This window comes from Paenibacillus allorhizosphaerae (assembly GCF_042659105.1).
GTDB classification, from domain to species: Bacteria; Bacillota; Bacilli; order Paenibacillales; family NBRC-103111; genus Paenibacillus_G; species Paenibacillus_G allorhizosphaerae.
The window spans coordinates 79,384-101,185 of record NZ_JBHSRV010000006.1 but is presented as its reverse complement, the minus strand read 5'-3'; the positions used below and the strand labels follow the sequence as shown (position 1 = coordinate 101,185).

Below are 21,802 nucleotides of genomic sequence, written 5' to 3'. Positions count from 1 at the left end.
AAGCAGTTTTGCTGAAAGCGCAGAACATATAGGAGGGAAGGCTTTGTTAAAGCGAACCTTAATCGGACTCATACGAAGCGCTGAAACAACAGGAGAAAAAGCAAAAGACCCGGCATTGAAAACCCGGTACTATAAAATCTCCATGGATCAGGCTTGGGATGAAATCATCAACATGTTTAAAAAATTGAACGGGTACAAATTGCTTCACGAAGTAAGAAACGTGGGGGAGATTGTCGTAGAGAAACGAACGATTACCGGAAGAACGCAAGATATTACGGTAACGTTGTTTTCGATTAATCCGCTGAAGACGGCGGTCGATATTTATTCGGCATCACGTGGTTCTTTGGGCGATTTAGGCTCCAATTACCGGACGATTCTTGATATTTACAAGCATATCGATAAGAAGCTCGCTGCTCATAAAATAAATAATTAGCAACAAAAAAACAGCGTGGGAGCTTTGGCGGCTCCCCGCTGTTTTTGCATGCACGTCGTGATTAAACCAGTTTCTTAACGGCTTCGACGGCGGCTTCGTAGTTCGGATGCTCCGTCATTTCCTTCAAGTATTCTACGTATTGAATCGTGTCGTTCGCATCGATGACGAAGATCGATCTCATGTCGAGTTGGAACTCTTCGATCAGAACGCCGTATGTTTTACCGAAGGAACGATCCTTGTAGTCGGACAGCGTTACAACTTTGTCGATGCCGGCAGCGCCGCACCAGCGGGATTGAGCGAACGGCAAGTCCACGCTGATCGTAAGCACGACCACATTGTCGCCGAGTTTCGCAGCTTCTTCGTTGAAACGGCGAGTTTGCGCATCGCATACGCCCGTATCGAGAGAAGGCACTACGCTGATCAACTTCACTTTTCCTGCATAGTCGGAAAGGGAAGCCGTTTCAAGCAAGTTTTTGCTGATGGTAAAGCTCGGAGCTTTGTCTCCGACTTTCAATTCCGGTCCGATCAATGTAATCGGATTGCCTTTGAATGTAGCTTGTGCCATATGTACATGGACCTCCTTCAAATGTATAGGAATGATTGGTATTCCACCGATTTTTATTATAAGCTTTTCATAAGGAACTTGTCCAATGGATGATACGAAAGGAAGTAGCGCTCTTGGAACTTAGACAGCTGCAATATTTTGTGAAAGTAGCGCGTAAACAACACGTCACCCAGGCGGCCGAGGAGCTTCACGTCGCCCAATCCGCGGTAAGCAGACAAATTCACCAGCTCGAAGAAGAGCTCGGAGTACAGCTTTTTGTGCAAAAAGGCCGTAATTTGCAGCTGACCTCCGTCGGCAAACTGTTCTTAAGCCGCGTGGAAGGCATTCTCACCGATTTGGAGCGGGCGGTAAACGAGATACACGAATATTTGGATCCGGAGCATGGCGAAATTCGCATCGGATTTCCGCACAGCCTCGGCATTTATTTACTGCCGACCGTCGTGGCGCACTTCCGCAAATCGCATCCCGGCGTAAAGTTCCGTCTGCGGCAGGGGACTTATAACAGCTTGATTCGCGATGTGCTGAAAGGCGAAATTGATTTGGCGTTCATTTCACCTTTTCCCGAGAAGCATGAACGCGTGTGCGGGGAACTGCTGCTGCAGGAAGAGCTGTATGCGATTTTACCGCAGGGGCATCTGCTGGCGGAATACAAGCAAATTCGGCTTGAGCAGTTGAAGGACGATTCTTTCGTCATGTTCAGCGAAGAGTATTCGCTGCGCTCGATTGTGCTTGACGCGTGCGCCCAGGCCGGCTTTACGCCTCAGATTGGGTTCGAAGGGGAAGAGACGGATACGATACGCGGTCTGGTCGCGGCGGGAATGGGCGTCAGTTTGCTGCCTGAGATGGCGCTTACGGAAATTAGTGAGCTGCAGCCGGTGAAAGTTCGGGTCGTCGATCCGCAAGTAACGCGGAGCGTAGGCCTCATTCATCGAAGCGGCGAGAAGCTGCCGCTCGTTGCCGGCGTGTTTCAGCGGTTTTTGATTGATTTTTTTCGCGATAAATGAGCTATGCATTCCGGCAGGAGCATTTCGAGTACGTTCAAAAGAAAAACCGGAGAGTTGGCTTCTCCGGCATTTTATAATATAAACATCAGGCTGGCAGCTGCGGTACCGAGCAGCCAATCCATCAGCGGCACCTGCGCGTAAAAGGTGCTTTTTGTTTTTTTATCGGCTTGTTGGATGTTTTCTTTCATTTGCATTTCAAGTTCGAATAAATTCATCATGGTTTGTCTCCTCCTGTTGATGCGGCTTTGAGTGGAACGGTTCATACTCCGTTAACTCTCGCTGCATTTGGTATACTTTTATTATAGCTTGATAAAGATGAACAAAAAGTGTAGCATAATATTTATTACTTTCATCTTTTATGGGGGGATCGCGAAAATGGATCAGTACTACATGAAATTACGTAAGCGCTATCCTCAGATGATCGAAGGCGATGAGATTGAAATTACGATGGGCGAGCTGACGGAGTTGTTTCAGTGCACCGGGCGCAATGTGAATCTTGTGCTTCGGCGCATGGGGGAATCCGGATGGATTGAGTGGATTCCCGGACGTGGGAGAGGCCATCGCTCCAAACTCGTGTTTTTGGCCAAAAGCGAAACCGTCGTACTCGAGAGCGCCCAGGCGTTTGTGGAACGAGGCGACATTCAGCAGGCATTTGCGCATCTCGACGAGCACTCGTACCTTCCTGCCATTAAAGACCAGTTCGTGTATTGGCTTGACACGCATTTTGGATTCAGTCCCGAGATGAAGAACGAGCAAAAAACCGACACTTTGCGACTTCCTTACAGCAAACCTATTGAAACGCTGGACCCGGCTTTTATTACCTATGTCGTGGAATGCCATATGGTACAGCAAATTTTCGAAGTGCTTGTAAAATACAACGAGAAGACGGACACGATCGAGGGCAATTTGGCGCATTACTGGACCAGTTCGAACAAAGAGATGGAATGGACGTTTTTTTTGCGAAAAGGCGTATATTTCCACCATGGCAAAGAAATGACGTCCGCGGATGTGAAGTTTACGTTGGAACGAATCAAGAACGAAGAGATGGGTTCTCCGTTTCACTGGCTGTTCGACGACGTGGAGCGAATTGAAATATTGGATAAATACGCGCTGCGGATTTACCTCAGCAAAGCGAATCCGCTGTTTTTGCACCATTTGAGTCTGGACCGGGCTTCCATCGTGCCGGAGGACGCCGCCAAAGAAATGGGGAGCCGGTTTCGGCGAATGCCGGTCGGAACGGGCCCGTTCAAGGTGGTCCGAAACGACGACAGCATGCTTGTGCTGGAGGCGTTCCCGCGTTATTTTGACCGGAGAGCTCACCTGGACCGGATCGAAATTTGGTTTACGCCGGAGCTCGAGCGCAAGGCCAGCCATTTGTCCGCGCCATCGTACCAAATGCATTATCAGTGCCATATCGACGGCGAAGTTCCAAACGATTGGCAGGCGATCGAGACGATCGGGCGCGATTGCAGCTTTGTTACGTTCAACATGGATTTGCCCGGTCCGCAGCAAAATTTGTACTTTCGGAAAGCGTTTCTGCACGGACTCGACCGGAAGCAGTTGAATGTCGCGGGGCTGGGGGAAGTATCACTGGCCAAATGGTTCCATGAACTGTCCCGGGAGCATAGCGACACGGATGACCAGTATGATCCGATGACGGCGAAACAATGTTTGACTCAGAGCGGGTACAAAGGGGAGACGCTGCTCCTGACGTATTCATCCAACTTCCGAAACATTGCCGAGAGCATTCGGGATCAGCTAGACGAGCTTGGCATTCGAATGGAATTGCGGCAGATGGATTCGTCCAAAAATGTGGAGCATCGTATGCGGCAAATCCATCAATCGCATTTTTGCTTATGCCGCAATGTGGTGGAACAGGACTTGGAGCTTTCGGTGATTGAGCTTTTTTTGGCGGCGACTTGCCATGTAAGGGCGCATCTCGGAACGGAAATGCAGCAGCAGACCGATTGGCTGATCCGCCGGTTGTATCAGGAAGGCTCGTCCGTCATTCGCAGCAGCTATTTGAACCGGTTGCGCAGTTTGGTTACGGACCAGGTGTATGTGTTGTTTTTGTTCCAGCACACGCAGCGAACGGTATTTCATCCGTCTTTGAAAAACGTATCGCTTAACGCGATCGGATGGGTGCAGTTTCGCGAATTATGGTTTGAGCCGACAGTAGGTCAGGTTGCGGCTGTCGCGGAATGAGCCGGGGAACCGGCTGTATCCAAGTCAAATTCATATTTTTTTCAATCCCTGACTGTATTTGTCAGGGATGTTTTTATATAATGCAGGCAAGGGGAGATGAGGATGAATAAAAAGGTTGGCGAGCTTCCGATTTTATTTTGCCGCGACCAGGCGGATTTTGAGAACTGGCTTGCGCAGCAACATGACGTTTCTCCAGGCGTACGGTTAAGGATGGCTAAAAAAAATTCGGGATTGGCCTCGGTCACTTATGACGAAGCATTGGAATGCGCTTTGTGCTATGGATGGATCGACAGCCAAAAGGAAGCGTACGACGACGAGACCTGGATTCAACGTTTTACTCCGCGCGGGCCAAAGAGCATTTGGTCGAAAGTAAACAAGGACAAAGCGGAACGGCTTATCGCTAGCGGCCGAATGATGCCGTCCGGGCTTGAAGCGATTGAATCCGCGAAGCGGAACGGTTTATGGGACAAGGCTTACGAATCGCAAAGCGTTGCTTCGGTACCGGACGATTTGGCGGCTGCGCTGGAAGCAAGTCCCGCGGCGAAGGCGTTCTACGACCGTCTGGACAAGCAGAATCAGTATGCGATCAAATTCCGCATTCACCAAGCCAAGAAGCCGGAGACAAGAGAACGTCGCATCCGGCAATTTATCGAAATGCTGGAAAAAGGCGAAAAAATTTATCCTACGAAATCCTAGCATACGAACCTCAAAATCTCGTTTCTTCGGACAAGGGCCCAACTGGCTGGTATTTGTAATTGTGGAATTGGACAAACAACGATGTGTGAATAGAAGGAGGATGACCATGCGTAAATTTGCGATGTATGGAAAATTTAAGGCACATCCGGGGAAAGGCGAGGCTTTGGCCGAAATACTGCTTGAAGCGGCGGAGCAATGCAAATCCGTGGAAGGCTGCGATCTCTACATCATCAACGTGTCTGAGGATGACCCGGATACGATCTGGGTAACGGAACTGTGGAACGATTTGGAAGCGCATGACGCTTCTCTGCGCAACGAAGACGCGATTGCTATGATTCAGCGCGCCAAACCGCTGATTGCCGGTGTCGAACCGATTAAGCTCAAGCCGCTCGGGGGCAAAGGGTTTTAAACGGTGAACCTACCAAGGAAGCTTCTTGAAATACATTCGCAAAAAAAAGACCGCCATGTGGCGGTCTTTTTTTTATGATCATCCATTAATCGTCGCTGCGGTTTGTAAAGATCATAATGTACTTGACGAGTTCCAGCAAAGAGATGAGCGCTGCGGCAACATAAGTAAGTGCGGCCGCATTCAGCACTTTGGCAACACCGCGCTCTTCATCGTTAGTGATAAAGCCTTCCGCGATCATCAAATCGCGGGCACGGTTGCTGGCGTTGAACTCGACCGGCAGCGTAACGAGCTGGAACGCCACCGCTGCGGAGAAAAATATAATCCCGAGGCCAAGCAGGAAGTTAAACTGCTGGAAAATCAAGCCGGCGATAATAAGCAGCGGCGCGACGCCGGAAGTGAAATTAACCGCCGGGAACATGCGGTGGCGCAGTACGAGCATAGGATAGTGTACTTTATGCTGTATGGCATGGCCGACCTCATGGCACGCAACGGATACGGCCGATATCGAGTTTTCATAGTATACCGGCTCCGACAGCCTTACCGCACGTGCCATCGGGTCGTAATGGTCCGTCAAAGCGCCTGGTACGGGTTCGACAGGCACGTCGTACAGTCCGTTCGCATCAAGCATGCGGCGTGCCGCTTCGTATCCTGTTATTCCGGATGCGACCGGAATGTCGGACCATTTGTTGAATGTCCCCTTCACGCGGAACTGAGCCCAGATCGACAGTCCGAAGGCGATGAAGATCAAGTAATCCATCGGATGAAACCACATAGAATCCATTCCTCCATATATTTATTTATTAGGAAAGGGGTCCTTTACCTAGCAGTAACAGAAGCGCTTCAATGCAGGCCGCTGCAGGCGGCGTCAACATCTTGTGCAGATTTTTCATCTGCGACGGCTTAAGCTTATCGAGCAGCGGTCCTACTTCCTTCGCTTCTTTTTCAAGCTGGTTCAGCAGCAGCTGCAATGATGTAAGCTTATCTGTCACGATTTCATCTCGGCTTACCTTATTTAAACGCGATAGGCTCGCCTTGATTTCCTCCAAGGTATACTTCTCCCTTTTCATATTTTCAATACGTTTCAGACGCGTTAAAGTTTCATCGCTGTACAGACGATAGTTTGTTTCCGATCTGGATTCCGGTTCGATCAGCCCGAGCTTCGTGTAATAGTCGATTGTTCTGGGACTGACTTCCGATAAGCGGGCCAGCTCACCGATTTTATACAGTCTCATATCCCCATCTCCCATCACCTCTTTACCCATTAATATGTGGCAACCCGTTTCGTTAGTATTAATGATACCTGAATCCAAACCATACAGTCAAACGTTATGCTTTCCATAAGGTGGTGCGCAGGCTTGGGGTGGCGGGAAATGTGAATATTCCTGGGCGTTCGCCCTTTAAAGAAAGCTGTGAAAACGGTAAAGCTCAAGTGTTACTGCCAAAACCCGAATTTTGTCATATATATGTGAGCTTATTTTTCGCATTTCACGAATAATTTTTCAGAAAACGTATTGCAAATTGAAATATCTATATTATAATGACATTAAGATTTTCAGTAAATGTTATAAAAACTAACATTAATGAGGAAGTGGTCAACATGGTTAAAAAATTATTATTATCCATGGGCTTTATGTCAGCATTCATGCCGGCAATGGCATTCGCTGCTGATGATGCAACACCCGCTCAGCTGCAAGGCGCTATTGATGCGGTATGGGTTATGTTAGCGGCCATACTCGTCATCTTCATGCAAGCCGGTTTCGCATTGCTTGAAGCAGGCTCCACCCGGATGAAAAATGCCGGTCACGTAGCCGGAAAAACCGTATTGACTTTCGGCTTGTGCGCCATTGCGTTCTGGGCGATCGGCTTCGGCTTTGCGTTCGGCGACGGTAACGGTTTTTTCGGAACAACAGGCTTTTTCGTCGACGGAACGGAAGAGCAGGCGCAAGCGGCATTCAACTCCTTGGCGTTTTCGGATGTGCCGATCGCGATTAAATTTTTGTTCCAGCTCGCCTTTGCTGGCGTATCGCTTGCGATTGCGTGGGGCGGCTTTGCCGAACGCGGCAAGCTTCCGGTTTACTTCATCTTCGGTATTTTATACACTGTACTCGTATATCCGATCGTTGCGCACTGGGTATGGGGCGGTGGCTGGCTGTCCAAAATCGGCATGCAGGATTTCGCCGGCTCGACGGTCGTTCATCTGCAAGGCGCGACGGCAGCGCTTGTCGCTACGCTGCTGCTCAAACCGCGGATCGGCAAATACAATAAAGACAATACGCCGAACCTGATTCCGGGTCACAACCAAGTATTGTCCGTCCTCGGCGTCATCATTCTCTGGATCGGCTGGTTCGGCTTCAATCCGGGCTCGACGCTCAGCGCAATGAACGACGGGTTCTTCGGGTACATTGCGCTTACGACGAATTTGGCCGCTTCGGCCGGTGCAGTAGCCGCGTTAGTCGTATCGTGGCTGTACTTCGGCAAAGCGGATATTCCAAGCATGCTGAACGGCGTCCTGGCCGCACTGGTGGCGATCACCGCATCCTGCGCCTTCGTGACGCCGCGAGATGCAGTCATTATCGGGGCTATTTCCGGCATTCTTACATTTTTCACGGCGCAATGGTTTGAGAAAGCCGGCGTCGACGATCCGATCTACGCTTTCTCCGTACATGGGATCGCCGGGGTTTGGGGTACGCTGTCGACAGGCATATTCGCAACGCCGGAGCTCGCAGAGAAGGTTGGCGTCGGCAAAGCGGGTTTACTGTACGGCGGCGGATTGGAGCAATTGGGCGTGCAGGCGCTGGGCGTTTTCGGCGCGTTCCTGTTCGTGCTTATCCTTTCCTACATTATATTGTATGTCATCAAACTGACGATCGGTCTGCGCGTCACCGAGGAAGAAGAAATAACCGGTTTGGACTTGTCCGAACATGGCACTTACGGGTATCCCGAACAAATGAGAAAAACGACCGACAGCGTCTCGCATACGGTCTAATTGACGGGCCTCTTCGACACTTGATTACAAACAAAGGAGATACTTTATGGAACGTCTCTCGTCGGAATGGATTCTTCAGGAAATCGCCAAGGCCCGTAATGTAACGGAGCTGCGCGCGTTCCGGGATCAGGCGCATGAGGAGTTTCAGCGGCGTCTCCTTTTCTCTCCCCCGCTCGATTGGAGCCGGGAAACGAATGCGTTCCATGATGCCGTGATCCGGCGTGCCGTGGAATGGGCGGAGCAGGAACTGAAAGACGAAGGAGCGGGCACGGCCCCGCTGCCCTATGCTTTTTTGCTCTTCGGCAGTGGCGGGCGGAGCGAACAGACGCTCTGGAGCGATCAGGATAACGGATTGGTATATGCCGACCCGGCGACGGAAGAAGAAAGGTTGGCCGCGGAACATTATTTTCCAAAGCTGGCGGCAAAAATTTACGCGATGCTCCTATCGGCCGGGTATCCGCCATGCAGCGGCGGGGTCATATGCACGAATGAGCGATGGCTGAAACCGTTAACGGCTTATCGCTCCATGCTGCTCGATTGGTTCGGCGAACCGGATTGGGAGCATGTGAGATATTTGCTGATCACGGCCGATCTGCGGGCGATTTACGGCGATACTTCGCTAGGCGATCAAATTATGGATGTGTTTCATCAATATTTGATCGACCGGCCCGAAATGATTGAGTATTTGCTGCGCAACACGCTTCATCATAAAGTTTCGATCGGACTGTTCGGGCAATTGATCAAGGAACGGTACGGGGAAGATGCCGGCGGCGTGGACATCAAGTACGGCGCATATATTCCGATTGTGAACGGCGTCCGGCTGCTTGCCCTTGAAGCCGGCGTTCGCAGCAGTTCTACGGAGGAGCGAATCCGTCAGCTGATCGCGGCTCGCGTGCTCGAGGAGGAGTTGGGAGACGACTTTCTGGAGGCGCTCGCGATCGCCATGAAGCTGAGGTCCATGACCCCGTTCCAAATCGAAAACGGTCACTACATGACGCGCGGCAAGCTGACGGCCGAACAACTGACGAAGGAACGGGCGTCGGAGCTAAAGCTTTGCTTGCGGATCGGAAACGATTTGCAAAAGTACGTTAAAAAGAAAGTACACCGGGAGTTGTGAGAAAAAGGTTAGGTGATCGGTAATGAAAGATAGGAAACCTGCTGGCGGAATGTGGAGTTTATATAAAATGGGAGGGCTGACGCCGGCCATCACTTCGATGTTCGATGTGCGGAGCGCCCAACAAATGGCTTTCATTCGATCCATGATGAAGGAGCAGCGCAAAAACTCGCTCTACGAAATTTCGTTGGACTCGGTGGAACTGGTTGTTTTCGATTTGGAAACTACCGGTTTTTCGCCGTATAACGGGGATGAGATCATTTCCTTCGGCGCCGTCTCGGTAACGGGGAGCGTCATCACGGAAGACACGTTTTACAGTCTCGTCAACCCGAAGCGGAACATCCCGAAAGAGATTGAAGAGCTTACGGGCATATCGAACGAAATGGTTCTGGAAGCGCCGGATGTACTGCACGCATTGAAAGGATTTCTAGAATTCGTCCAGTCCAAAATATTGATTGCGCACGGCTCGGGTCACGATAAGCACTTCCTCAATTCCGCCTTATGGAAAACGTCGAAAGTCAATTTATCGCATCGCCTGCTGGATACGATGATCATCGCCAAATGGCTGAATCCGAAGCTTCCTTCGTATGATCTGGATTCGATGCTGGACTTATATGGCGTGGAAACGACGATTCGCCACCATGCGCTGGAAGATGCGGTCATGACAGCCCGGCTGTGGGGGAAATTGCTGCAGGAAATCAGATCCCGCGACGTTCATACTCTGGGTGATTTATATTTGCAGCTAAGCCATCATTAATAAAGAGTCTTCAAGCATGCCGCGCTAGCGGCAAAGCCGGAGGCTCTTTTTGTTATAGGCTCCAAACGGAACTCGGATTGCGCTCAGCCATGTCATCGAATTTAGGACAAACCTGTGGTACACTGCTACTAAAGTGTTAAAGAACAAGTATGGAAAATTCGAAAGTAATTTCGTTATAATCGGAAGACGATTTGCATCAAGCGTAAAATCTCCGGCCGTCGGGTTCGAATTGAGAGAGAAGGAGACCAACACCCATGCGATCATTTTCCTTTTTGGATTACAAGCACATGCGGATCCGCAACAAGCTGTTTTTACTGATCGCATTCATAATCGCGCTGTCGCTGACGTTTACGATTTTGGTGCAGCAATATGCATTCTCGATCTACGACGGGCAAATTTACGACAAATCGTCGCGGGTGCTTAATTTGTCTTCTTCCGCGATTGAAACGGAGCTGAAGCGGCTTCGGCAGCTTTCGTACAATCTCGCTACGGATGTGTCCATTCAAGGGTGGCTGACTTCGTTGTCTGAAAGCGCTTCCGATAATGACAGGCTCATTATTCGCCAACACTTGGTCGATCGGCTGTTCAGCTACACGGGATCGGAGAAATATTTATACTTGGAGATGGGATGATTTCATTAACCCGCTGCTGTACTTGAACAAACCGGAATTGTATCCTGTATCGCTTGCTCTTAAGCTGTTTCTGGACGGGGAATCGCTTAATAACTGGGGCGGCATGTTCGCCATGGCGACGCTGTCGTTAGTGCCGATCTTCGTCGTGTTTCTGTTTTTCCAGCGATATATCGTAGAAGGTATCAGCACAAGCGGAATGAAAGGATAAGCCTGGTAAATCGCTAGGAGTTAAGGAGTGATCACGATCGGAAGTTCAGACCAAGTGAGCGTACCGTCATCTAGTTTCGAATACGCGTATGCTTTTGTGCTCGCGACATCGCCGTGAAGCGACACGATCCAATGACTTATCGCTTGGCGCCATGGGGTAAGCATGTCTTCGGCGGAAGGAACGGGGGGAGCTTGAGGATGGGAGTGAACGATACCGAGCAAAACGAGGTCGTCCGCCTCCATTTCGTAAAGGGCGCGCACCACCTCATGCGGTTCCATGTCAAAATGCAGTTCCGGCCGCGGCGACCGGTTTGCCACCGGGATAAAACGGCCGATCCGATTCGGACCGGAACAATCGCCTCGATAACCTGACAAAAAGCCGCATGCTTCATGCGGCCGTTGTTTCATGCAATAGTCGATCATATCGCGGTAAGCTCGATTGTTAATAAGAAGCATGACGTTTCTTCCTTTGCCGCTTTTACATCTCATTATAACCGCAGCAGTGATTAACCTCCAACTTTACCTTTCGGTTTGACGAGGAAGAAAACAAGCCCCAGTGTAATAAAGGCCATCGTAGAGACGGTAATGAACACCATCTGGTGCGATTTCTCCATCATCCACCCGAATAAAGGAGGACCGGCGGCTACGCCCAAAAAGCGCAAGCTGTTATATATGGAAGTAATCATCCCGCGCTGCTCTCGTTTGACCGAGCCTGTAATCATCGTATTCAAGCAGGGAAGAAGCAGACCGGTTCCGATACTGCTCAGCGTCAGCAGGCCGATGAACAAATAAATGTTTTTATTGTAAAGGAAGATGCATAATCCGAGAGCGACCGTCATGATCATGAGCCCGATATTAATAAGCCAGCGCATCACCGTGCCGTTCTTCTTAATCAGCGAGCCTGTCGTATACGAGGTGGCGACCAGTCCGAGCAGCGGAATGGCAAGCACTAACCCTTTCATCACGCCATCAATATTGTAAGGAGCTACCTCCAATATATCCGATAAGTAAAAGAGCACGCCGAACAAAACAAAGAGGGAGACCGAACCGGCAATGAATGATGTAATCAGCCATCGGCCCTTTTCCTTCAACACTTTGCCGATACTTCGCAAATATTCGCCAAGCTTCATCGGTTCTTTCGTTTTCTCGGGTTCTTTAATTAAGAACATGATCGCCAATAGGGATAACGCGCAAAAAATGGGAAAAGCAAAAAAAGCGGCGTACCATACGATGAGAGCGAGCAAAGACCCTATAATCGGACTGACGACTTTGCCCGTGCCGTTCGACGCCTCCGTTAAACCGAGCGCTTTACTTTCCGTTCCTTCCTTATATAAATCGCCGGCGAGAGCCATCGCAATCGGTGCCGTCCCGGCGGCACCAAGTCCTTGAATTGCCCGGGCAATTATGATCGTTGTATAAGAGTTCCAAACGGCGCCGAATCCTGCCAATACGCCGGCTGCCCCGTAAATGATAAGCGACGGAATCATGATGCCCTTTCTTGAAAATCGGTCGGATAAATAACCAGAGATCGGGATGACTAAACCGGCCGTTACGGAGAACAAGGTGATGACCAAGCTGCTTTGGAATTGGCTGATGCCTAGACGCTCCTGCATATCGGGCAAAATAGGGACCAGCATTGAATTGCCGAGCACAAGAACGAGCGGAACGGAAGCGATCGCAATGAATTCCCAAATTCTCCCTTTTGATTCTCCGCCTTTTTTCTCTTTGTTCTCCTCTTGCCCGCGGGACCGCCCCTTCGGTTTCCAGCTTACGTCGCTTTCAAACGTAATATCGAGTCTTCTTTGCTTCGTTTTTTCCATTACGTCATCCTGCTCCTCTATTTACCTAAGATGAACATAATGTACCCGAATCAATAACTTACCATGCTTTTTGCTTATACCTAATGAAGGAAAACAAGAGCAGCGTAACGTTTGCCGATGTTTTGGAGATACTGGAAAAAGAAGCGGGTTCAATCCGATGAGTGACAACAAGGAGAGAGTAGATGAAAAAAATCGCATTATTGACAGCCTTAGCGGTTGTATTGGTTGTGCTGGGCGTGTACCAAAGCAATGCAGGGGACGGAACGGCCGCAATAGCGCAGGCATCCGCTTCCAGGCCGGAGCTGAAGCATGGTCTGGCCGTACCTTCGTTTTCTTTAAAAGCGATGGACGGGGCCGACTATCATGTAGGCGGTCCGCGGGACAAACCGCTTATCGTCAATTTTTGGGCTTCCTGGTGCGGACCTTGCCACGAGGAAGCTCCCGACTTGGCGCAGCTGTACGAGCGTTACAAAGGGGAAATCGATCTGTACGCCGTTAATGTAACGAAAGGGGACAGCTTGAAAGACGCGCGAAGCTTCGTCAAGCAATACGGGTATCGTTTTCCGGTCCTGCTTGATTCGCAAGGGGAAGCGGCGGCCGCATACCGGATCTTATTTGTCCCGACCAGTTTCTTGATCGATAAGCACGGGAATTTAAGAGAAATCATCCATGTGCTCCCACGCGAGGAACTCGAGAAGCGTATTCAGTCCTTAATCGAAGCCTAGTACAAATAAAAGCTGCGGCATCTCCGTCTATAGTACGGAAAGCCCAGCTTTTATTTGGAAAGGAAAAGTTTTCGGTTACATGCAATAATCAATGGTTGACGAGTCCGACACGCTCGCGCTGTTCTTCTGGTTGATGATCGGTGCGCGATTGCGAGAGCAGCGCGTAGCGCATGCTGTCGACCAAGGCTTGCCAGCTCGCTTCGATAATATTTTCCGAAACGCCGACCGTGCTCCACGAATTTTTGAAATCGGACGATTCGATCAGCACTCTCACTTTGCCGGCCGTCGCATTTTTATCGTCCAGAACGCGTACTTTGTAGTCGGCCAGATGCATATTTTGAATGCCGGGATAACATTTCTCCAAACATTTGCGCAGCGCATTGTCCAGCGCGTTGACCGGCCCGTTGCCTTCCGCCGCATTGTACACGGTTTCCCCGTGCACTTTCACCTTGACGATCGCTTCGGATAGAACAGGGTGGCCCACCGATTTGGTAACCATGATCTTGAACGATTCGAGCGTAAAAATTTCTTCCAACAAGCCGTACGCGTTGCGCATCAACAGCTCCAGCGTCGCATCCGCCCCTTCGAACTTGTAGCCTTGATGTTCCATTTCCTTGATTTGCTCGATGAGCTGCTTGGTTTGTTGATTGTTCGTATCGAAATCGAGGCCCAATTCCTGCGCCTTGAATACCAGATTGCTTTGCCCGGCCAGTTCGGATACGAGTACGCGCTGCTTGTTGCCCACAAGCTCAGGCGTAATGTGTTCGTACGTACTGGAATCCCGCAATATGGCAGAAACGTGAATGCCGCCTTTGTGGGCGAATGCTGCCGAGCCGACGTACGGCTGGTTGATTGGCATATGCATATTGGCGATTTCGCTCACATAACGGGCAATGCTGCTCAGGCTTGCCAACTGCTCGGAGGAGATCACGTCGTAGTTCAGCTTCAGCTGCAAATTCGGGATAATGGACACCAGATTGGCGTTGCCGCATCGTTCGCCGTAGCCGTTAATCGTGCCTTGAACCTGCCTAGCGCCGGCCATCACGGCAGCGATGCTGTTGGCTACGCCCAGCTCGCAATCGTTATGCGCATGAATGCCGATCGGGGTACGAATGTTTTGACATACGGTCTTCACGATTTCCGATATTTCATGAGGGAGCGTCCCACCGTTCGTGTCGCACAGGGCGATCCAATCTGCGCCTGCCGCTTCCGCTTGCTTGATCGTGGCCAGCGCATATTCGGGATTGGTCTTATAGCCGTCGAAGAAATGCTCGGCGTCGTAAATGACTTCCAGACCGTTGGTTTTCAGAAAGTGGACGGAATCGTAAATCATCGCCAAATTTTCTTCAAGCGTCGTCTGAATCGCCGTATGCACCTGGAAATCCCAGGACTTGCCGAAGATCGCCGCGGCGGCTACGCCGACTTCAAGAATCCGGTTCAAGTTCGGGTCGTTCTCAGCCCTTGTGCCTTTGCGGCGCGTGCTGCCGAAAGCCGTTACTTTTGCCTGCTTGAAGGAGAGTTCTTTCACTCGAATGAAAAACTCAATGTCTTTGTTGTTGCTGCCCGGCCAGCCGCCTTCAATATAAGAAACACCCAGCGCGTCGAGCTTCTGGGCGATTTTCAATTTGTCTTCGACGGAAAGGCTGATTCCTTCGCCTTGGGTGCCGTCCCTGAGTGTCGTATCGAATATTTTGATCGTGGTGTTCATAAACTGGCCTCCTGATCCATCAACCTCTGTTGCGCTGATACGGGGTATTGAATCGCATTTTTGATTGAATTTCCGTTCTCAACCGCAAAGTATATTACATAATTATAGCACAATTTTCCCGGGGGAGTGTACTCTTTTTCGGTCAATGGTCCCTCGTTCTTCTTGACCTTGATTAGGGGTGTAGGTATGCTGAGAGAAGATGATATTCGCCGGAGGTGTTCCGAATCATGGCGAACCCGGGTTCAAGCGGTTATCCCGTCAATGGAAGAGTAATCTTGCATATCGATATGAACGCGTTCTACTGCTCGGTTCACGAAGCGGTAGAGCCGGAATTATATAAAGGCAAGCCGCTTGCCGTAGCTGGAAGCGTGGAGCTTCGCAAAGGCATAGTCGTGACTTGTTCTTACAAAGCGCGTGCCGTCGGCGTCAAAACGGGCATGCTGGTGAATCAAGCACTCCGATTATGTCCGGATTTGGTTCTGATCAAACCGGATTTCGACTTGTACAGGCAGTTTTCTCGCCGGTTTATGAAAATCGCATACGAGTACTCGCCGCTAGTCGAACCCGTTTCGATCGACGAGTGTTATGTCGATATCACCGGCTCCAAAATATTCGGTGCGCCGCTCGATATCGCACACATGATTCAGGTTCGCATTCGCGAGGAGCTGGGGCTTCCTTGCTCGATCGGCGTTGCGCCCAACAAGCTGCTTGCCAAGATGGCATCGGACATGAAAAAGCCGAACGGCATTTCCGTGCTGCGGAAGCGGGATGTTCCGCATGTATTGTGGCCGCGGCCGTGCAACGAATTGTTCGGCATCGGACGAAAGACGGCCGAGAAGCTGAAGAAGCTGCAAATTCATACGTTAGGCCAGCTGGCCAAAGCGGACGAACGGCTGCTTACCGATCGCTTCGGCGTCTATGGAGCCCACTTGCTGCTTGCGGCTAACGGGGAGGATGACTCGCCCGTCAATCCCGAGCGGGAGCAAAGCAAATCGATCGGGCATACGACGACACTGCCGGTCAATATGAAGGACAAGCATGATATCCATCGCGTATTTCTGAATTTGGCCGATCAGGTCGGGCGCCGTTTGCGAAAGCAAGGGCTTCTGGCTCATACGGTGCAAATTACGATCCGCGATCCGGACATGAAGACGATTACCAGAGCGTCCAAGCTGCCGCGCGCCTCCGAGAACGCCGATGAATTCTACAGAGCGGCGTGCAAGCTGTTCGATTCGCAGTGGAAAACCGGAGAGCCTGTGCGTTTGCTCGGGATTACGCTGCAAAATTTGGAGGCAAAGCGTGAGGCCGCCGTGCAGCTCGATCTGTTCGATTACGAGAAGCAGCCGCTCAAGGAGAAGCTGAACAAGGCGATGGATGCGCTGCGCGACAAATACGGCGAAAGCGTCATTCTTACAGCCGGCATGCTGAGCGACGATCCGTCCGCATTGATACGTAACAGTAAAGTGCGCGGGACTTCACTGCAAATGGACCACTTGAAGCTGAAAGGGCTGGATGAAGAATGACGAAGGTGATCGGCTTTGCCGGTTTTTCCGGCAGCGGGAAGACGACGCTAATCGAAAGGCTCGTTCCGCGGCTCGAAGCAGGCGGCCTGTCGGTTGCTGTGATAAAGCACGACGGCCACGGGCACTATAAGGAAGTCGCGGGTGCGGATTCAACGCGCTTCATTGATGCCGGCGCTTCGGCCGTCGCCGTCGTATCGCCGCACGCGCTCCATCTGTACGAACGCTCCGTCTCAACGCTGCACAGCCTGATCGAGCAGTGGAACGGAAGGTACGACCTTGTCCTGGTTGAAGGGTTCAAGCGGGAACCGTTTCCGAAAATAGCCGTATTCCGTTCCGCCCAGCAAGCGGAAGTGCTAGCGCAGCTGTCTGAAAGGCCTCTGGCTTTGGTCGCGAAAGACGCAGGCCACGCTCCGGAACCACCGGTCGATATTCCCGTCTATGATCCCGACGATATTGAAGGGATCGCCTGTTTCATTGAGCGTCGTTTCTTATACGATTGACGGTAGCTGCGTTCCATAGCAAGAAGTTATCATATCGTTCTCTACTTTCTATTTGAACTTTCAAGGCATTTATATTATATTTTAGGATGAGGCTGCACATTTAAGGAGGAATATGAGTCATGGCTAAATACACATGGGTGGAGAAAGACACCTGTATCGCCTGCGGCGCTTGCGGCGCAACCGCCCCTGACATCTACGATTACGACGATGAGGGTCTGGCAGAAGTTATTTTCGACGGCGACAGCAACACAGGTAACACAGAAATTCCGGAAGATCTTTACGATGATCTGCAAGATGCGCAAGACGGCTGCCCTACCGATTCCATTAAAGTAGCGGATGCTCCTTTTAATAAATAATCGGTTTTTGCGACGATGGAAAGAGCCTGTCCCTTTGTGAAAAGGGGATAGGCTCTTTTGATTATGTAGACCCCGCGGTCGTGGAAACTTTTACGGAAATGAAGCGGAAGCGTTAGCTGGAAGAGTAAACGCATCACTGGCAGTATGATGCCAGGCTAACCGTCCTGCGAATTTGAATAGAGCAATTAAGGCTGAATAACCTTTCCGATGGCGTTTCCCGCTTTCGGGAAGGTTTTTTTCTCAATGATCGCTTAACAAAAACCGATATAGAAAAGGAGAAGCCGGAAAGAGAGGGTTCGCTTGTCGTGAAAACGAAACCATCGGATGAACAATTGGAGCTGTTTTTCAAGCAGGACCCGATGTATTTGAAAAAATACGTCAAGGCACATCCGGAAAATAAAATGGCATGGTACCTGCTGGGCCGGGAATACGAGTCGCAAGGGAAACAGGGAAAAGCTCTCTACTGCTATGCACAGGCCGGGGAGATTTACGAAGCCTACGAGAATCAAAAGATAAGTTTGCCGGCGGAAGAGCTGGAAACGATCGAACGCTGGAGTACAAGCCGGAAACGGACGCGGAAGCGGAGCTTGCTGCGCATCGCGGTCATGCTGCTTTTCGCCATAGCGTCTGTATTGATCGCACCAGGTTCATGGCGGCAGGAACAACTAGACCGGGAAATGCCGCTTCCGCAAGGAGTGAGCAGCGCCCAGGTGCAGGAAACGAAAGTATATTATTTATCCAAAGGCAAAAGCAAGGAAACAGTTGGCGCCGCGCTTCAGGAAATGCTGCTCAAGGAGCGGGTCAGCAGCTTCGCGCTGCTGGCGCGAGGACTTCCGCTGGGCGGAACTTCGTGGATCGGCTGGCAGAAGAAGCCGCAGCTCATCCTTTCGGTCGAAGCGAAGCAGGATGCCTCGCAGCAGCAAATATATTATCATGACGCACAGAGCTGCGAGTGCGAGCCGAGCGACCCGGCGAAGGCGGAAGCGATTGTGAATGCTTGGATGACGACGCAGGAACAGGAGCTTGTATTGAAGTCCGCGTTGGCGGCTTACATCGGGCGGAACGGCCGGATGCCGAAGCAGAGCGCCGAGTTGACCGCGGCATACCCTAATAATATACTGCCGGGATTAACGCCGTACATGCAGGAACGGTTTGATCGGCAAAAGGAAGAGTTTGGCACAGAACTCACTGCTGCGGCAAAGCAAACCGCGGCAACCGCCGTCAGCGCGCTGCCCGAAGCGGGTAACGGCGGCTTGACCAAGCCGTTGAACGAACCGATGCGCATTATCGTGGACAAGACGGCGCATCGTCTCGCCGTGGTGAGCGGCAACATCATCGTGCGCAATTATGCCGTCGGCTTGGGCGGTTCCCGCACGCCGGAAGGAAGCTTCAACATTTCGGAGAAAGTGCGCAACCCGAACGGCAAATCGGACGGCGAGTTCGGCAGCCGCGGCATGACATTGTCCGATACGAATTACGCCATTCACGGAACGAATAAACCGTCCAGTATCGGAAAAGACCAATCACTAGGATGTATAAGAATGCGCAAGGAAGATATAGAAGAGCTATTCGATCTCGTGCCGCTCGGTACACAGGTGACGATCGGAAAAGGGCTGCTTCCGCTGGAAGAAGTGCGTTCAAGCAAGCCGTTCCTGCTGCCTGTGGCAAGCGAAGATACGAATCCGGGTAAAGTGTACCGTTGGCTGAATTAAGGCGTTACGTATTGCTGCTTGCACAGTTGAGGCGACTGCGATTCGTCCGATGATGCAGGGGACTTCCGTGGATCGGCATTTACGGGTTCAAGATGAGCAGCACGGTCATCGCGATAATAATGAGCGCGAATATGGAGCTGATCCAGATGATCAGCTTCTTGTTCGGCTCGTCTTTTTGTTTGCGCTGGGCATAAGAGGATTTCTTTTTAGGCATGCGGATCAGTCCTGCCTTTTCTAGGTTTTAAGCCTATTTTAGCATAATCGGGCCTGTTTCGCTGATGCAGTTTTCACATATGCCTACTTTATTTTTAAGCGATAAAACGATAAACTGTCAAAAGAAGGGTTGCACTAGGATACGCGGCTTTAGAGGGAGAGAACATACAGATGCTTTACAAGAAAATAGCAAAACCGGTGCTGTTTCGGATGGATCCGGAAAAAGCGCACCACCTTACGATCGACGGACTCCATACGATCGGAAATGTGCCGGGCGGCCGCAGGCTGCTCCGCGCCATGTATGGAGTGAGGCTGAGTCCGGAACTGCAGACGGAGCTGTGGGGGATTCGCTTCGACAATCCGGTCGGGCTCGCCGCAGGTCTCGATAAGAACGCGAAGGCGGTTCCGGGCTTCTCGAATATCGGATTCGGCTTTATGGAAGTCGGGACGGTAACGCCCAAGCCGCAGGAAGGCAACGAGCAGCCGCGATTGTTTCGGCTTCCGCAGGATGCGGCGCTCATCAATCGGATGGGCTTCAATAATGTAGGGATTGAAGGCATGAAGCGGAATCTCCGTAACCAGGGACACCGTTCCATCCCGCTTGCGATCAACATCGGCAAAAACAAAATGACGCCGAACGAACAGGCGGAAGACGATTATCGCGCTTGCATTCAGGCGCTGTATGGTTACGGCGATTTTTTCGTGGTCAATATCAGCTCGCCGAACACTCCGGATTTGCGTAATCTTCAGCATGGCGACGACTTATCCAGACTGCTTGCAGCGGTAACTAGCGAAATTCGTGCGCAGCATGCCAAGTTCGGAGGAAGGCAAAAGCCGGTGCTCGTGAAAATCGCGCCTGATTTGACGCCGGAGGAAGTAGAGTATACCGTGGCGACCATCGAAAGGAGCGGCGTGTCCGGGATCATCGCTTCGAACACGACGCTATCCCGCGACGGCTTGTCCCACGAGAACCGGAAGGAAGCCGGAGGACTTAGCGGAAGACCGCTTACCGAACGTTCTACTGAGCTCATACGGACGATTTACCGGCTAACGGACGGGAAGCTGCCGATCATCGGATCGGGCGGCATTTTCTCAGCGGAGGACGCCTACGAAAAAATACGGGCCGGGGCCAGTCTGGTCGAAGTATATACGGCACTTATTTATGAGGGTCCGGGGCTTCTGCGCAAGCTGAACGACGGGCTCCGAACGCTGCTGCGCAAAGACGGGTTCACCCGAATCGCGGAAGCGGTCGGATCGGCGCATCGGACGAAGTAGCGCAGTGGGCGGCCGATCTATCGATTCGAGGAAAGTTGCCATTGTTGGCAATTTTTCCTCTAAAGCGTATTGGAGGAAGTTGCAATTGTTGACAACTTCCCTCTAAAAGATTATTAGAGGAAGTTGCAACGTAGGAGGTTGACAACAATGGAAGGCTGGGACTGGAAAAAATTTCTTTTGCCCTATGAGCAAGCGATTGAAGAACTGAAAGTGAAATTTAAGACGCTCCGTACCGAGCTGAAAAGCCGGGAAGAATATTCACCCATCGAATTTGTTACCGGCCGCGTGAAAAAGGTATCCAGCATTCTGGAAAAAGCGAAGCGGCTCAATGTGCCGATGGAGCAGCTGGAAACCGGTATCGAAGATATCGCCGGCATTCGAATTATGTGCCAATTCGTTGAAGACATCGACCGGCTGGCGGAGTTGATCCGGCAGCGCGAAGATATGACGCTCCTCTATGTAAAAGATTACATTAAAAATAAAAAGCCAAGCGGTTACCGAAGCTATCATATTATTGTAGAATACCCGGTTCAAACCGCGCTCGGAATGAAGCGAGTGCTTGCGGAAATCCAGTTGCGTACGCTGGCGATGAATTTCTGGGCGACGATCGAGCATTCGCTGAACTATAAATACCGCGAAAGCTTGCCGCAGGAAGTGGTGAACCGGCTGAGTAAAGCGGCCGAGGCGGCGTTCCTGCTCGATCAGGAGATGAGCAGCATCCGCGAGGAAATTATGGAAGCGCAAAAGCTGTTCGAGGATAAGTCGAACATTATATCCAAAGTATTGAATGGCATCCATGAGCTGTACTTTTTCCATCGCGTGAGAGAGGCGGCGCAGTTCCAAATGCGGTTTAACGAGCTGTGGGATACCGATGACGTATGGCTGCTGAAGGAGCTGCTCGGCCAGGTAGAGGAAGCGATCGTCCGCGCGAAAAAGGGCAACGCCTCCAAATGACGCTCATG

Annotated in this window: 24 protein-coding genes and 1 pseudogene; 17 read left to right on the top strand and 8 right to left on the bottom strand. The window is 51.1% G+C overall.

All coding sequences use genetic code 11. The annotated features are described in order from the left end of the window. The first annotated feature begins 43 nt into the window (after window positions 1-43). Window positions 44-433 carry a DUF1499 domain-containing protein gene (locus ACFQI7_RS21840; protein ID WP_218092465.1) on the top strand — a complete coding sequence of 130 codons (390 nt, stop codon included), beginning with the start codon at window positions 44-46 and terminating at the stop codon, window positions 431-433. 61 nt (window positions 434-494) lie between these two features. Here ACFQI7_RS21840 and tpx read toward each other — a convergent pair whose 3' ends face one another. Further along, a complete protein-coding gene (gene tpx / locus ACFQI7_RS21835) occupies window positions 495-998 on the bottom strand; it encodes a thiol peroxidase (protein WP_218101074.1) in 504 nt (167 codons plus the stop codon). A gap of 113 nt (window positions 999-1,111) precedes the next feature. Here tpx and ACFQI7_RS21830 point away from each other — a divergent pair, with 113 nt between their 5' ends. Continuing rightward, window positions 1,112-2,002: a LysR family transcriptional regulator gene (locus tag ACFQI7_RS21830; protein ID WP_218101075.1), complete on the top strand. Its 891-nt coding sequence runs from the start codon at window positions 1,112-1,114 to the stop codon at window positions 2,000-2,002. A 71-nt stretch (window positions 2,003-2,073) separates the two neighbouring features. On the opposite strand, the gene ACFQI7_RS21825 is transcribed toward ACFQI7_RS21830, so the two are convergent. Further along, window positions 2,074-2,220, bottom strand: a complete 147-nt coding sequence (locus tag ACFQI7_RS21825) for a hypothetical protein (protein ID WP_218101076.1) — start codon at window positions 2,218-2,220, stop codon at window positions 2,074-2,076. Window positions 2,221-2,377: 157 nt separating this feature from the next. On the opposite strand from ACFQI7_RS21825, the gene ACFQI7_RS21820 reads away from it, so the two are divergent. The 3 genes from ACFQI7_RS21820 to ACFQI7_RS21810 all read left to right on the top strand — a co-directional run bounded on the left by ACFQI7_RS21820 (window position 2,378) and on the right by ACFQI7_RS21810 (window position 5,312). Further along, complete coding sequence (locus ACFQI7_RS21820) at window positions 2,378-4,207, top strand: ABC transporter substrate-binding protein (RefSeq protein ID WP_218101077.1); 1,830 nt, start codon at window positions 2,378-2,380, stop codon at window positions 4,205-4,207. Window positions 4,208-4,309: 102 nt separating this feature from the next. Next, window positions 4,310-4,903: a YdeI/OmpD-associated family protein gene (locus ACFQI7_RS21815; RefSeq protein ID WP_218101078.1), complete on the top strand. Its 594-nt coding sequence runs from the start codon at window positions 4,310-4,312 to the stop codon at window positions 4,901-4,903. A 106-nt stretch (window positions 4,904-5,009) separates the two neighbouring features. After that, a complete protein-coding gene (locus ACFQI7_RS21810) occupies window positions 5,010-5,312 on the top strand; it encodes a putative quinol monooxygenase (RefSeq protein WP_218101079.1) in 303 nt (100 codons plus the stop codon). 85 nt (window positions 5,313-5,397) lie between these two features. Here ACFQI7_RS21810 and ACFQI7_RS21805 read toward each other — a convergent pair whose 3' ends face one another. Continuing rightward, window positions 5,398-6,084: a zinc metallopeptidase gene (locus ACFQI7_RS21805; protein ID WP_218101080.1), complete on the bottom strand. Its 687-nt coding sequence runs from the start codon at window positions 6,082-6,084 to the stop codon at window positions 5,398-5,400. A gap of 28 nt (window positions 6,085-6,112) precedes the next feature. Beyond that, window positions 6,113-6,544 (bottom strand): helix-turn-helix domain-containing protein, encoded by a 432-nt coding sequence (locus ACFQI7_RS21800; RefSeq protein WP_218101081.1) that lies wholly within the window; start codon window positions 6,542-6,544, stop codon window positions 6,113-6,115. Between the two features lie 365 nt (window positions 6,545-6,909). Here ACFQI7_RS21800 and ACFQI7_RS21795 point away from each other — a divergent pair, with 365 nt between their 5' ends. From ACFQI7_RS21795 to ACFQI7_RS21775, 5 genes and pseudogenes are all read left to right on the top strand, one after another. Continuing rightward, the gene (locus ACFQI7_RS21795) at window positions 6,910-8,298 is read left to right on the top strand and encodes an ammonium transporter (protein WP_218101082.1); all 1,389 of its coding nucleotides are present in this window, start codon (window positions 6,910-6,912) and stop codon (window positions 8,296-8,298) included. Between the two features lie 46 nt (window positions 8,299-8,344). Then, window positions 8,345-9,415, top strand: coding sequence for a DUF294 nucleotidyltransferase-like domain-containing protein (locus ACFQI7_RS21790; RefSeq protein WP_218101083.1), 1,071 nt, complete (start codon window positions 8,345-8,347; stop codon window positions 9,413-9,415). 22 nt (window positions 9,416-9,437) lie between these two features. Next, complete coding sequence (locus ACFQI7_RS21785) at window positions 9,438-10,169, top strand: exonuclease domain-containing protein (RefSeq protein ID WP_218101084.1); 732 nt, start codon at window positions 9,438-9,440, stop codon at window positions 10,167-10,169. Between the two features lie 254 nt (window positions 10,170-10,423). After that, entirely contained in the window at window positions 10,424-10,801 is a 378-nt protein-coding gene (locus tag ACFQI7_RS21780; protein WP_218101085.1) for a hypothetical protein, read from the top strand. 1 nt (window position 10,802) lies between these two features. After that, window positions 10,803-11,009: pseudogene (locus ACFQI7_RS21775) on the top strand (carbohydrate ABC transporter permease); the annotation flags it as partial. A gap of 20 nt (window positions 11,010-11,029) precedes the next feature. Here the strand turns inward: ACFQI7_RS21775 and ACFQI7_RS21770 are convergent. Then, window positions 11,030-11,464: a Mov34/MPN/PAD-1 family protein gene (locus ACFQI7_RS21770; RefSeq protein ID WP_218101086.1), complete on the bottom strand. Its 435-nt coding sequence runs from the start codon at window positions 11,462-11,464 to the stop codon at window positions 11,030-11,032. A 50-nt stretch (window positions 11,465-11,514) separates the two neighbouring features. Then, window positions 11,515-12,828, bottom strand: a complete 1,314-nt coding sequence (locus ACFQI7_RS21765) for an MFS transporter (RefSeq protein WP_218101087.1) — start codon at window positions 12,826-12,828, stop codon at window positions 11,515-11,517. Window positions 12,829-13,010: 182 nt separating this feature from the next. Between ACFQI7_RS21765 and ACFQI7_RS21760 the strand changes: the two genes are divergently transcribed. Then, window positions 13,011-13,553: a TlpA family protein disulfide reductase gene (locus ACFQI7_RS21760; protein WP_218101088.1), complete on the top strand. Its 543-nt coding sequence runs from the start codon at window positions 13,011-13,013 to the stop codon at window positions 13,551-13,553. An 88-nt stretch (window positions 13,554-13,641) separates the two neighbouring features. Here ACFQI7_RS21760 and cimA read toward each other — a convergent pair whose 3' ends face one another. After that, window positions 13,642-15,261, bottom strand: coding sequence for a citramalate synthase (cimA, locus tag ACFQI7_RS21755; protein WP_218101089.1), 1,620 nt, complete (start codon window positions 15,259-15,261; stop codon window positions 13,642-13,644). Between the two features lie 227 nt (window positions 15,262-15,488). Here cimA and ACFQI7_RS21750 point away from each other — a divergent pair, with 227 nt between their 5' ends. The 4 genes from ACFQI7_RS21750 to ACFQI7_RS21735 all read left to right on the top strand — a co-directional run bounded on the left by ACFQI7_RS21750 (window position 15,489) and on the right by ACFQI7_RS21735 (window position 19,352). Beyond that, window positions 15,489-16,784 (top strand): DNA polymerase IV, encoded by a 1,296-nt coding sequence (locus ACFQI7_RS21750; RefSeq protein WP_218101090.1) that lies wholly within the window; start codon window positions 15,489-15,491, stop codon window positions 16,782-16,784. Beyond that, a complete protein-coding gene (mobB, locus tag ACFQI7_RS21745) occupies window positions 16,781-17,284 on the top strand; it encodes a molybdopterin-guanine dinucleotide biosynthesis protein B (protein ID WP_218101091.1) in 504 nt (167 codons plus the stop codon). Before ACFQI7_RS21750 ends, mobB begins: the two co-directional genes overlap by 4 nt. A gap of 119 nt (window positions 17,285-17,403) precedes the next feature. Then, window positions 17,404-17,640 (top strand): ferredoxin, encoded by a 237-nt coding sequence (locus ACFQI7_RS21740; protein ID WP_218101092.1) that lies wholly within the window; start codon window positions 17,404-17,406, stop codon window positions 17,638-17,640. A gap of 305 nt (window positions 17,641-17,945) precedes the next feature. Further along, a complete protein-coding gene (locus ACFQI7_RS21735; protein ID WP_230415308.1) occupies window positions 17,946-19,352 on the top strand; it encodes a L,D-transpeptidase family protein in 1,407 nt (468 codons plus the stop codon). A gap of 79 nt (window positions 19,353-19,431) precedes the next feature. Here the strand turns inward: ACFQI7_RS21735 and ACFQI7_RS21730 are convergent, their stop codons facing one another. Continuing rightward, complete coding sequence (locus ACFQI7_RS21730) at window positions 19,432-19,566, bottom strand: hypothetical protein (RefSeq protein WP_268966844.1); 135 nt, start codon at window positions 19,564-19,566, stop codon at window positions 19,432-19,434. Between the two features lie 170 nt (window positions 19,567-19,736). Between ACFQI7_RS21730 and ACFQI7_RS21725 the strand changes: the two genes are divergently transcribed. Then, a complete protein-coding gene (locus ACFQI7_RS21725) occupies window positions 19,737-20,840 on the top strand; it encodes a quinone-dependent dihydroorotate dehydrogenase (protein WP_218101093.1) in 1,104 nt (367 codons plus the stop codon). A gap of 147 nt (window positions 20,841-20,987) precedes the next feature. After that, window positions 20,988-21,794, top strand: a complete 807-nt coding sequence (locus ACFQI7_RS21720) for a GTP pyrophosphokinase (protein ID WP_218101094.1) — start codon at window positions 20,988-20,990, stop codon at window positions 21,792-21,794. The last annotated feature ends 8 nt before the right edge of the window (window positions 21,795-21,802 follow it).

Coding starts and splice junctions, on each gene's coding strand:
- tpx (WP_218101074.1), bottom strand. CDS start 998: ATGGCACAAGCTACATTCAAAGGCAATCCGATTACATTGATCGGACCG.
- ACFQI7_RS21825 (WP_218101076.1), bottom strand. CDS start 2,220: ATGATGAATTTATTCGAACTTGAAATGCAAATGAAAGAAAACATCCAA.
- ACFQI7_RS21820 (WP_218101077.1), top strand. CDS start 2,378: ATGGATCAGTACTACATGAAATTACGTAAGCGCTATCCTCAGATGATC.
- ACFQI7_RS21815 (WP_218101078.1), top strand. CDS start 4,310: ATGAATAAAAAGGTTGGCGAGCTTCCGATTTTATTTTGCCGCGACCAG.
- ACFQI7_RS21810 (WP_218101079.1), top strand. CDS start 5,010: ATGCGTAAATTTGCGATGTATGGAAAATTTAAGGCACATCCGGGGAAA.
- ACFQI7_RS21805 (WP_218101080.1), bottom strand. CDS start 6,084: ATGTGGTTTCATCCGATGGATTACTTGATCTTCATCGCCTTCGGACTG.
- ACFQI7_RS21800 (WP_218101081.1), bottom strand. CDS start 6,544: ATGAGACTGTATAAAATCGGTGAGCTGGCCCGCTTATCGGAAGTCAGT.
- ACFQI7_RS21795 (WP_218101082.1), top strand. CDS start 6,910: ATGGTTAAAAAATTATTATTATCCATGGGCTTTATGTCAGCATTCATG.
- ACFQI7_RS21790 (WP_218101083.1), top strand. CDS start 8,345: ATGGAACGTCTCTCGTCGGAATGGATTCTTCAGGAAATCGCCAAGGCC.
- ACFQI7_RS21785 (WP_218101084.1), top strand. CDS start 9,438: ATGAAAGATAGGAAACCTGCTGGCGGAATGTGGAGTTTATATAAAATG.
- ACFQI7_RS21780 (WP_218101085.1), top strand. CDS start 10,424: ATGCGATCATTTTCCTTTTTGGATTACAAGCACATGCGGATCCGCAAC.
- ACFQI7_RS21770 (WP_218101086.1), bottom strand. CDS start 11,464: ATGCTTCTTATTAACAATCGAGCTTACCGCGATATGATCGACTATTGC.
- ACFQI7_RS21765 (WP_218101087.1), bottom strand. CDS start 12,828: ATGGAAAAAACGAAGCAAAGAAGACTCGATATTACGTTTGAAAGCGAC.
- ACFQI7_RS21760 (WP_218101088.1), top strand. CDS start 13,011: ATGAAAAAAATCGCATTATTGACAGCCTTAGCGGTTGTATTGGTTGTG.
- cimA (WP_218101089.1), bottom strand. CDS start 15,261: ATGAACACCACGATCAAAATATTCGATACGACACTCAGGGACGGCACC.
- ACFQI7_RS21750 (WP_218101090.1), top strand. CDS start 15,489: ATGGCGAACCCGGGTTCAAGCGGTTATCCCGTCAATGGAAGAGTAATC.
- mobB (WP_218101091.1), top strand. CDS start 16,781: ATGACGAAGGTGATCGGCTTTGCCGGTTTTTCCGGCAGCGGGAAGACG.
- ACFQI7_RS21740 (WP_218101092.1), top strand. CDS start 17,404: ATGGCTAAATACACATGGGTGGAGAAAGACACCTGTATCGCCTGCGGC.
- ACFQI7_RS21730 (WP_268966844.1), bottom strand. CDS start 19,566: ATGCCTAAAAAGAAATCCTCTTATGCCCAGCGCAAACAAAAAGACGAG.
- ACFQI7_RS21725 (WP_218101093.1), top strand. CDS start 19,737: ATGCTTTACAAGAAAATAGCAAAACCGGTGCTGTTTCGGATGGATCCG.
- ACFQI7_RS21720 (WP_218101094.1), top strand. CDS start 20,988: ATGGAAGGCTGGGACTGGAAAAAATTTCTTTTGCCCTATGAGCAAGCG.